The following is an 11,858-nucleotide window of genomic DNA, read 5'->3' as shown; positions in this document are numbered from 1 at the left end:
TAGGACTTATCATCAATAGCATATAAACCATTGCCAAGCGTTTCGATATTGCCTGAAGCGAGGTGATAAAACAGGCCATCTACAGCATTAGCAAGGGTTATTTCCCGGTGGATGCCCTGTCCTTTATCCATCACACTGCTGGCATCAGTTACAGGTGAACCGTAGACGATATATTTAAAAGCCGGAACATCATCGGCATTTAAAACATAGCCTTTAGGCCGGTATCCTGTACCGGCGGTATCCAAAGCCCAGGCTGCATTTGCATCGCTGAGTTTTTCAATGGCTGGTACAGGTTTGCCAAGATATTGAACAGAACCAGCCGGGCGCGATGAACCATCGCCCCTGTCATGCCACATGGGGGTGGCATCCAGGAAGCCACCGCGCCAGATCTCTACAATCATTCCTTTATCCAGATCATAGGTATAATGCAACAACTCCGGGCTGCCAACATTTACGCCATGTGTAACCCTGATGCCTCCCGGCAGATCGGAGAAGCTTCGCAGTATAGTATTGGAAGTAGCGTTTATCAAAATCGGATCAACAGGATCATTGTTACTTACATTGGCGTCGCTCAATAAATACTCGCGGATACCAGGGCCTGATACAGTGAGCCCTAAAGCAGGCTTGGCCCAGTCGATTGTTTTTGAATAGAATAATTCAAAGGGATGATCGCCAGGTTGCAATTGTATTTTGCCTTCAGCCCGGTTTTCATTTATTGCCACCGCATCAACACTATTAATGCGCAATGTGCCTTTACCACCGGGTACACTCAACTTAAAAGCATATTCGCCGGCTTCCTTTACCTGGATATTACCAGTATAGCGGATCAGAAAATCATTGCTCAGCTTGCTTTGGTTTGATGACAATACAGGAGAAGTTCCTTCAGATTCCGGCTTTAATTTTTTATAATCATCGCCCTTAATATCACCGCCCTTATAAACCCAGTATTTCAAGTTTGAAAGTGTTGGATGCGGTTTGTCATAACTGGTTATCTGAATATTCCTGAAAGCTACCGGCCCATGATCGCCCTGTAAACGCAGGGGGCCTGTTGCAGCTTCTTTATTGTCAAAAGCCCCACGGGTTGGCCCGGCAAGCTCTACATTATCCTGGATCAAAACACCGTTCAACCATACATAAAGCACTTTGGCATTGCTGATCTTTTGCCCATTTGCATCAAACCGCGGTGCCTGGAACGAGATTTTCATGTGCTGCCACAAACCCGGCGCCCTGCTGGCATTTTGCCTTGGCGCATGGCCGTCATAACCTTGCTGCCCCTCGGGTTTACTATCGTCCCAACGTTCGTAAATCCCCCCGTTATCGCCCGATTTTGGGTTTACTGTTCCCCAGCTATCTAATAGCTGAATTTCATAACGCCCCTGCAAATAAATGCCGGAGTTTGAGCCTTTGGCCATCATATAATCAAGCTCCAGGTCAGCATCTCCATAAACAACCTTGGTAAACAGATCTTTTGCCCCCTTTTTGCCTGGCAGGTTTACCAAAATTCCGTTGCCATCTTTAACGGTTAAAACTTCATCCTGCACAATATCGGCTTGTGCGTTGGCCGCTACTTTCCAGTTTGATGATGGGTTATCGAAAAAAGAAAGATCATTAAGGGGTACTGCGTTTTGCGCCCGGAGTTGCTGGCAACCCAACAGGCAAACACAGGCTATCCAAAACTTTTTTCTGCCGAAGAGCTTAGGAGATTGGTTAAAGCAATGCATTGATTTTAATTATAATATGGTTTACTGGCTAAGGCGCGTAATAATGTCGGCCTTACATTTGTAATGCAAGATAAATAATTTACGCAATCGATTACGAATAATATTTTATCATTATCCGGTATAATTCCCACAGGCTAAAAACACCTAATTTACAAGTCTTTGATTCCCCTTATCATCGAAAACGGTTACGCTTAATATATTATCATTAAGCTGTACGAAACGGCCCGATTGAGAGAGAAACGACGAGCCAAAATAGAACTCCTGCCTTGAGGTTTTACCGTTTTTGTATTTGATCAAAGCATATACGTCATTTGCCTTAACCGGAATGGTTTTTCCTTTATTTTCTGATCTGAAAATCTTTAAAACATCTTTATGTTGACTTGCTGCTAAGATCATCCGTCCGTTTTTGTCACGGAATTTCACCAACGCTTTACCATCTCCCGGGATATAAATGCCACTCTGTAAAATGCTTAACGGCTTAAAATTACCTTTTCCATCTCCTTTCAGCATCAAACCGTTAAGCGCATCATAGCGGCCTATGGTAGCATCACCGCCATAATCATTGCCATTAATAACTACATCAAGATTACCGTCACCATCAAAATCGCCGGTTTCCATACCGTTCAACGCCGATACCTGGGCCTCAACAGGCAGCGGGATGGCTGTAAATTTACCGTTTCCGTCGTTCCGTAAAAAACACGATTGCAGGGTATTAGCCTTTAGCCTCAAGGCATCTTTCCTTTGTTCGGGCGAGAGCACCTCATCCATCGTTGCCAATGCAAACGATTTGTAATTGGTAAATTTCTTTCTCATGCTGATCATCTGCTTCAACATATCATCACGACCATACATCGGAAACTCTTTTTTATCGCCGTTTTGATCAGGCAGAAAAATAGACGGAATGGCACTAAAAATGCCGCTTTTATCAAATTCCTTTGCCGTTATGTAAACAGGATATTGTTCGCTGGCTTTGATCAGGCTGTTCTCGCCCAAATTTCCTACAATATAATCCGTGCGGCCGGTATGCCTGAAATCACCGGCTACCAATGAGTTCCACCAGCCCAGTTTATTACTCACACCTGATTGAGCTGTGGTATTAACAAACTTACCATGCTCATTTTTAAGGAAGGTAACCGGCATCCATTCGCCGGCCATGATCAGGTCGGGCCAACCATCGTTATCATAATCGGTAAACAGCGCGTCGCAAATCATGCCTATGCTCTTTAGCATCGGGGCAACCTGCGCCGTGACATCGGTAAATTTAGCATGGCCGTTTTGGCTGTCATTCCTCAAAATAAAGCTCGAAACCGGGTTGGGATACTTCCATGGCTCAACCCGGCCCGATACAAACAGATCGGGTTTGCCATCTTTATTATAATCACAAGCCCGCACGCAAAGTTTACTGGTTAAGTTTGCAGGTAAAGCATCCGCGGCAAGCGTAAAATTCCCTTTGCCATCATTGATATAAAGCCTGTCCTGGTATTCGGCGCTATTTGCTGCAAATTCGTAGCCTCCACTGGCGGCGTATAAATCCAGTTTACCATCGCCGTTGGCATCAAAAAGCAGCAGTCCCTCGTCTTTAAAATTATGAGTGGGATTGATATTGCCTGTTAACAAGTTACGGCGATCAAACTTACCATCGGGCATCTGGAAAAAGATCTGGGCCTGATCATAAGCGCTTCCTCCAACAACCAAATCATCAAAGCCATTGCCATCAATATCGCCAATGGCTAAAGCCGGGTTATAGTCAGATAATTTGTGAGGTATCAATTTTTGAATGTTAAAATCCAGAAAATTGGATCCCTTGTTGGTATAATGAATCCCGATAGAGTCTGTTACTTCTTTAAATAAGGCATTGGTGGCTATTAGAGGCTGGATAAATGAATACGGACTTTTAGCGTTATTAATATCTACTTTGATTTGCTGATCGGTCTTTACGTTAGCTAATTTCTCTTTTTTACCATTCGGCCATTTTATTACAACCGAATCAATCGAATTAACTTTCCCTAAACCAAAATGAGCTATGCTTTGTACAGTTGAAATATATCCCCGGTAAGGATTATTTTCATATACCTGTTTTTTGTTTTTATCGTAGAAAATCTCGGCGGTAGCACCTAAGCCATTGATGTTTTGCGGGTCGCCTTTGAAGCTAATTTGCAGGTAGTGGGTTTTATCAAGGTTGCCTTGATCATCACGCGATGTATTGCGGTAAACCAGGGCTTCGTCATTGATATTGTTTACTACCATATCCATAGCGCCATCGTTATTCAGGTCAACATATACCGCTCCGTTTGAAAAAGTTGGCAGGCTTAAACCCCAATCTTTACTTACATCGCTGAAGGTGAGGTTGCCGTTATTAACGAACGCGTAATTATGCAGCTTAATTTCGGGGATCTGATCCAAAACCTTTTGTTTGGAGGTAACGGCATAAGCCTGCTCGCGATAGGTCATAAAATCATGATCAGATACGTCCTTCGGAAAACCGTTGGTTACGATCATATCGCGGTAGCCGTCGTTATTAAAATCAGTTACCAGCGGTGTCCAGCTCCAGTCTGTTTGGGCGATGCCGCTTAAAAAACCTATTTCACTGAAGGCAGGTGTACCAATGGCCCCATTTTGCCCCAGACGTGGCCCCTGGTTTAATTGCAGGGTATTGCGCACATACTGATATTGCGTACCATAAAAGTCAAAGTTTTGATAGGTTTGATAACTATTAGCGCCGAGGATCATTTTTTTGCGATAATTATCCTCCGGGTTCATATCCAGTTCAACAACATCGGGCAGTCCATCGTTATTGATATCAATAACATCCTGCCCCATGGAATTGTATGATGTGTGCTTAAAATACTCTTTGGTACGGTTAGTGAAAGTACCATCATGGTTGTTGATGTAAAGGATGTTGTTTGATATGAAATCATCCGATACATAAATGTCTTTCCACCCATCGTTGTTAAAATCGACAGTTGTGGCGGCATGGCCGTAGCCATCCAGGTTTATACCTGCCTGCGCAGATACATCATGAAATACCCCGTGATGTAATTTTTCATCCCAATCATTACGATATAATCTTCCCCTGCTATGATTTACCGTGTAATTTGAATTGCCGAATAAATTGGGATTATAACTGGCAGTGGCACTGTTTACGGTGAGGTACATATCCAGATCACCATCGTTATCATAGTCAAAAAAACTGGCCATGGTTGATTGCGCACCGGCCTCAAGGCCATACGCTGCAGCCTCATCCTTAAAATGAGGAATACCATCTTTATCCTTCCCCTGGTTAACGTATAATATGTTACGTCGTTTCAACGAATCTTTGGATATGGTATTACAAACATAAATATCAGGTAAACCATCATTGTTGATATCAACTACTGCAACTCCCCTTCCCCATCGGCCCAGGCCATTTACGCCGGCAGCATCTGTAATATCATCAAACTTAAAATCACCTTTATTTAGATACAACTTACTTGCTACCATATTACCTGTAAAATACAGATCGGGCAGGCCATCGCCATTAAAATCACCAACCCCCACGCCTCCGCCATTGTAAATATTCACCAGGTCCAGAGGGTTTATCGAATCATTTTCGCTGATCTCATTTTTAAAATGAATACCGGAATGTGAAGACGCTACCTGCTGAAAAAGCGAAGCTTTTTTGCAGGAAAGCAGTACAGATGAACATAATATAACGATATGTAAAATTCTCTTCATCGATTAGGGGATTGGTTTGATTTTTTAAAGATAATAATTAACGTAAAAAAGGCTTTCTCCCCAAAAGGAGAAGCCTTTTCTGTTAAATCATAATATATATTAATTACCGTATGCCGGGTTTTGAGTTAAATTGGGGTTTAATCCACGCTCAAGTTGCGGAATAGGATAAAGGTCACGGCCAACAGGAAGTGATGTATTATATAAACCATGCAGCTTTAAACCATTGTCTGCATCAAGCTTTGCATCAGCAGTGTTGGGGTTAACGATCATGTTGGTATTGTTATCAACCGTTCCGTAAGCCTTTTTGATGAACTCAGCAGCTACACCAGCCCTGCGCAGGTCATAAAATACAGAATATTCGCCAGAAAGTTCGTGTCTGTATTCGCTGTAAACCATTTGCAAAGGATCGGTTATCGGGCTTGATGCCGAACCGTCATAATTTGCGCCATCCTGCATCACAGCCGGAGCTGTACCGCCCCAGGCACGGTCCCTTACTTTTTTAATAGTAGCTAAACCACCGGCAGCATCACCTGTACGGATCTGGCATTCTGCTTTGTCAAGCAACACCTCGGCATAACGTAACAGAATTTGGTTTTGAGCACCAAATATTGTTGAGTTACCAGAGTTTGCGTCAAGGTTTGGATCTCTCCACATTTTGGCGCAATAAAAACCAGTACGTAAACCATCACCGTCAGAGCCGTACCATGGGTTAGCATGTGTACCGCAGGTATTGATGATCTTACCGTCATCGCCGGTATATTTAGCTTTTACATTAGGATCGGAACTTGCAAATCCAGCTACTACCAAAGGATAAACTTTAATTCCACCCCTACCGATGATCCCCGGGCTGATATTCTGATCGCCAGGGCCAATCACTGTTGCCAGTTTACGTTTGTCGCCAGCCTGGTATGAATAATATAATCCCGGATTAGCATAATCGTAACCGAAGTTCGAAACCTCTTCCGGCCAGCTGAAATCCGAGATCCAGGCTACTTCGTTACCGGCACCCCAGCTTTGGGTACCCGCTACGGTGAATTGCACCTCAAATACCGACTCAGCATTATTTTGATGGCTATACTCATTCACATCTATAAAGTTAGGCATCAGTGAAAAATGGCCATCCAACTGGTTAAAGTTTGCCAGTGCACCTGCATAATCTTTATTCCACATTTGCGCGGCACCTTCATATGCTAAAGCAGCACCTTTTGTAGCCCTTCCAAGTTCAGAAGCCGGCAGATCTTCTCTCCATGGCAATAAACTTGCAGCTTGTTTAGTATCGGCAATTACCTGAGCAAATACCTGCTCCTGGGTGCTTCTTGGAGTTAAACCGTCTGTTACTGATTTAAGCTCCAGTGGTACGCCCCCAAAACTACCTGCCAGGTAATAGTAGGTCATTCCGCGTAAAAAGTAAGCTTCGCCAAGCAAGCGGTTGCCTAAACTTTCGTCAAGTATCCCTTTAGCTTTCATTTCCGGGATGATTTCAATTGCGGAGTTAGCCCGTGATATGCCTACATAAGCACGCTGCCAGAAAGTCCTGATCGGACCAAAATCTGTAGTGATTGCATAATAGTTATAAAAACGATCGTTACCCCAGTTAAAAAAATCGTGAGTTTGAAAGTTTGCGTAATACCAGATCGACTTCTTCAGCAAATCGGCATTTTGATAAGTATCATAAATTGAATTTACGAGCGCTATACCGTCAGAGGCCTTTTTAAAATAAGCATCTTTGGTTAGCTGCGTATCGCTTGTTTGATCAAGAAAATTCTTTTTACAGCTCAAAGGTGTCATCAGGGTTGCACCGAGAGCGAATAGCGTGATATATTTTTTGTTGATTTTCATTTCTTTACTGTTTTATAGCTGCCCAATTAGAAAGTTACATTTAAACCAAGTGTATAAAACTTAGATGATGGGTAATTGCCCGCATCAATACCAGATGCTGTTGCACTGCCATTAGCAGTACCAATTTCAGGATCCAGACCTTTATACCCGGTTACAGTAAACAAATTCTGGGTAGAAAAATAAATCCTCACTTTTGACAGGGTTAACCTTTTGGTGATATCAGATGGCAATGTATAACCCAGGGTAAGGTTCCGTAAGCGCAGATAGCTGCCGTTTTCGACATACACGCTTGATGGAACGTTGTTCGCGCTGGTGTCATCATTATAGGTAAGCCTTGCATAACGATTTGACGGATTACTTGGGGTCCAGTGATTAACATAATAATCGTAACCTACGTTTTCAACACCAACAAAGCCAGGGGCCTGGAAGCTTTCAAGGGTACGCTGCTGATAATTCAGGATCTTATTTCCATAAGAGCCATAGAAATACGCGTTAAGATCAAATGCCTTATAAGCAAAGTCGAGGTTTAAACCACCGTAAAATTTAGGGATCGGGCTACCAAGGCTTGTTCTGTCTGAAGGGGTGACTTGTCCGTCGCCGTTAGTGTCTGCATAATAACGGTCACCGGGTTGGGTAACGCTTTTCCAGTAATATGGGTTACTTGGGAATTTAGCCGCGGCAGCTGCATTTAAAGCATTAATTTGTGCCTGCGACTGGAATATGCCTAATGATTTATAACCAAAAAACTCCCCTACAGCCTGCCCGATATTGGTTTCGCTGAACTGGCCCCAGCCGTTACCGTTAAGACCGGTAACCGTGGTAAGGTTATCAATAAAGGTTAGGCTTTTATTAAGGCTAACTAATTTATTTTTAACTGTGGTAAAGGTTAAACCTAAACCGTATCTGAAATCATTTACCGTATGGTTGTAGTTTACAGCAAACTCAAAGCCTTTATTATTGATTTCACCAACGTTTTGTGCCAGGTTTTGGCTAAAACCAGTTTGGGATGATACAGGAAGGTTTAACAAAAAGTCTTTCGATCTCCTGTTATAATAATCAACTGTGAAAGTAAGCGCGCCGTTCAGAAAAGCTGCATCCATACCGATATCTGTTTGATAGTCGGTTTCCCAGCGCAGATCAGGATTGGCAGGTTGTGTAGGTGCTAAACCAGGCTGATACACCTCTCCGGACGAACCATTTTTACCAAATGGATAACCTACGTTTGTGGCCGTAGTAGCTGCGCCTCCTGATGAATATAAAGCATTATATTGAAACAATGGAATTGAGCCCTGGTTACCAACTTCGCCATAACCGCCTCTGAATTTCAAATCAGACAGCCATGAAACATTTTTCAGGAATGATTCTTCTTTTGCTTTCCAGGCTACTGAACCTGACGGAAATACACCATATTGATGGCCGTTAGCAAATTTCGACGAACCATCACGCCTAACGGTACCTGTTACAATATACTTATCATTGTATTTGTAAATCAACCTGCCAAACTGCGAGGCAAAAGTTGTTGTGTACTGGCTGCCTGTAACAACAAGGTCATTAACCTGCGCCAGATCTCTCAGGGCATTATTGATCAGTTTATCGCCGGTACCTGTCATATACCTGTAGGTATTTGACTGTGCCGAAACACCACCTACAAAGTTAATAGCATGCTTTCCGAAGGTTTTATCATACGATATGGTATTTTCCCACAACCATTCGAACGTATTATTGGCACTTTGCGAATAAACGGAGTTTTGGTTGGCCCCGCTTAATCCATATTGCTCCTGCCAGCGAAGATCTTCCGGCTGAAAAAAGTACCCAGAATAATCACTTACGTTTACACCTGCATTGGTTTTGATCTTAAGCCCGTCAATAATTGTAGCCTCTAACGAACTGCTGGCTAAAAGGTAATTATTTAGGTTTTTGTAATCGTTTTGTTCAATAGTGTACAATGGATTGCCCCAGCTTTTTGTATAAATATTGATAGGGTTAAAAAAGCCATAATTACCATTTTTATCCTTTATCTGGTTAGTTAGTTTATTTCCCCCGTCAAGCGTAGGAATAAGCTCTGTTAACTGCTGTAATGATCCGGACCCGAAAGGGTTATTTTGATCCTGTCTTGAATATTTAGCGCTGGTTGATGATTTCAGCCATTTACTTACGGTATAATCAATATTCATACCCAGGTTTAATCTCTTAAAATATGAGCCTAAAACGATACCCTTTTGATCATAATAACCGACCGAGAAAGCGGACTGAATTTTTTCATTTCCTCCACGGATACCGAGATTATAGCTTTGTTTTGATCCCTGGCGATAAATTGCATCCTGCCAGTCAACATTGGTTAATGCCGAAGGATTAGCCCATTCGGGCAACTCAGTAAAGTTACCTTCTGATGCATGATCTTCATTAGCCAGCGTGGCCCATTGTTGCGCATTAAGAACTTTATACTTTTTAGGTTTCGATTGCAATGAGCCATAAGCATCTAACGATACTTGAACCCCACCATCTCTGCGGCCTTTTTTAGTAGTAATGATAACTACACCGTTTGCAGCCCTAACGCCGTAAATGGCCGTTGCTGATGCATCTTTTAACACATCGATATTAGCGATGTCATTAGGGTTTACATTGTTGAGGCCTCCGCTTATCGGGTAACCGTCAACCACGTATAAAGGCTCATTACCATTGGTTGCCAAACTACCCACCCCCCTTATCAATACACTCACGCTGCCACCAGGTGCACCGTCATTATTAGTAACCTGAACGCCCGCTGCCCGGCCTTGCAATGCCTGGTCAACGCTGGTAACAGGCACTTTACCCACCTGATCTGCATTAATTGAACTAACTGATCCGGTTAAATCCTTACGCTTGGCAGTACCGTAACCAACAACCACAACCTCGGTAAGGGTTTTATTGTCGGGTACCAACGATACGTTAATCACAGGTCTTCCGTTTACTGCAACTTCCTGGCTTGCATAACCAATAAAACTAAAAACAAGGGTTTCATTGTTGGCTGCTGTTATTGAATAACTACCGTCGGTTTTGGTTCCTGAAGCCTGCGTGGTGCCTTTTACCTTTACGGTAACCCCTGGCAGCGGCTGTCCGTTATCCGAACTGGTGACTTTACCGGTTAACTTACTTTGAGCATAACCTGAAAAACTTATCAGCACAAGCGATAAATTTAGACAGATGAAGGCCACAACTTTTTTGATGCGTAGTTTTCCTCTCATACATTTTACTTTAAATTGTTAAAATTGGTTTGAAGCAGATGATCACTTTTTAACAGTTATTGCCAAAGAGATTATATGCTAAGTAAATGTAGTCAGAGGTAACAATCGATTGTAATACGATATGAGTGGTTTTTTGTATTATTTTAACATAAACTAAAAACAGCATATTAAAATAACAAACAACTAACTACCAATTACTTATAAATATAAAACAAAACTCAAAGCCTATATATTATCGCAATCATGATAAAATAATACACATCAATGTTAAAATTAGATCAGTGAATAAATGTTATTTTAACAATAAAATTAAATCTTGCATAAGAATACAGATTAAAATCTGTTAGGCAGGATATAAAGAAAAAGCCTCCGTTGATGGGGAGGCTTTGCACATTTAAAATCGAAAACTGCTATTTAAGCTTCACAAAATAGATCCTGTTCCTATCAACCGAATTAGTAGCCGGCAAAATCTTAGCTGCAAAACCATTTTTGCCATTATCAATAACGCCAAAATCATCATCATTTGATATGGCAAGAATATTACCCGGCAACAAAGCCAGGCCTTCGGCCTTATCATGCGGGTAAACTGTCGGCAGGTCTTTAAGCAAGTCGAGCACCTGTGTCTTGGTAACCGGGGTAATCCCTGCGGCCTGCAAACCGGCAGCATCATTAAGCTCTTCAACTGTTTTACCGCCGTATATTTTACCGTTAGCCCCGTTTGCCGGGTCGGAAACATCAGTAGCATTGCTGAGATCTATTTTAAACACTTTTTTAAACGTAGCCGGATTGGTTGGCGCACCGCCAAAATTGCCATCGCGTTCAATAGTTAGGAATGTAGTTGCATCAACAGCGGTTATATCGCTAACTCCCGTTAATGAAGTATTGTCCATAAGATAAACGTATTGCTTTGTAGCCCCCGTGGCAATATCAAAAGTAAGAATGCGCAATACCGTTGAGTTAGCAACCTTTGCTTTAGAAGGGTTATACATGGGCGACTGCATCATCCCTACCAGTGTTTTACCATCGGGAGTCATAGCTAAACCTTCCATACCCCGGTTAGCCCTGCGGGTAGCAAATACTGCCGGGATTTTACGCCCTCCAGTTCCGGTACCAAAAGGATTGATCCGCTCGATGGTTTTTCCGTTAGCATCAAAATGAACAATATGCGGCCCATATTCGTCGCTTACCCAAAAAGTTCCGTCGGCCGCCAAAACCAAACCTTCCGAATCAATACCGTCCGCACTTGGGGATAACAGATTGCCGTCAAGATCATAAGGTTTCTCCCCCGAAGCCCCCATCCCCACAGGATTTGGCAGGCCATTTAACTTTCCGCCACTGACATTTTTGAGTTCGATGGTTT

5 protein-coding genes are annotated in these 11,858 nt (G+C 42.7%); all 5 read right to left on the bottom strand.

The annotated features are described in order from the left end of the window. Positions 1–1,721 (bottom strand): family 16 glycoside hydrolase (locus VF500_RS05915; RefSeq protein WP_330858778.1); only part of this gene is annotated, 1,721 nt, incomplete at its 3' end. A gap of 144 nt (positions 1,722–1,865) precedes the next feature. After that, the gene (locus VF500_RS05910) at positions 1,866–5,435 is read right to left on the bottom strand and encodes a VCBS repeat-containing protein (RefSeq protein WP_330858777.1); all 3,570 of its coding nucleotides are present in this window, start codon (positions 5,433–5,435) and stop codon (positions 1,866–1,868) included. A 99-nt stretch (positions 5,436–5,534) separates the two neighbouring features. Further along, the gene (locus tag VF500_RS05905; RefSeq protein ID WP_330858776.1) at positions 5,535–7,274 is read right to left on the bottom strand and encodes a RagB/SusD family nutrient uptake outer membrane protein; all 1,740 of its coding nucleotides are present in this window, start codon (positions 7,272–7,274) and stop codon (positions 5,535–5,537) included. Between the two features lie 26 nt (positions 7,275–7,300). Then, positions 7,301–10,498: a TonB-dependent receptor gene (locus VF500_RS05900; protein ID WP_330858775.1), complete on the bottom strand. Its 3,198-nt coding sequence runs from the start codon at positions 10,496–10,498 to the stop codon at positions 7,301–7,303. Between the two features lie 410 nt (positions 10,499–10,908). Continuing rightward, a partial coding sequence (locus tag VF500_RS05895) for an esterase-like activity of phytase family protein (RefSeq protein WP_330858774.1) occupies positions 10,909–11,858 on the bottom strand: 950 nt, incomplete at its 5' end.

The sequence above is a fragment of the Mucilaginibacter sp. genome, from assembly GCF_036383575.1.
GTDB lineage: Bacteria > Bacteroidota > Bacteroidia > Sphingobacteriales > Sphingobacteriaceae > Mucilaginibacter.
The sequence above is the reverse complement of the archived record's forward strand: the minus strand, read 5'-3'. Positions and strand labels throughout refer to the sequence as shown.

Excerpts from the sequence above, each read along its gene's own strand:
- VF500_RS05910 (WP_330858777.1), bottom strand. The coding sequence starts at position 5,435 with ATGAAGAGAATTTTACATATCGTTATATTATGTTCATCTGTACTGCTT.
- VF500_RS05905 (WP_330858776.1), bottom strand. The coding sequence starts at position 7,274 with ATGAAAATCAACAAAAAATATATCACGCTATTCGCTCTCGGTGCAACC.
- VF500_RS05900 (WP_330858775.1), bottom strand. The coding sequence starts at position 10,498 with ATGAGAGGAAAACTACGCATCAAAAAAGTTGTGGCCTTCATCTGTCTA.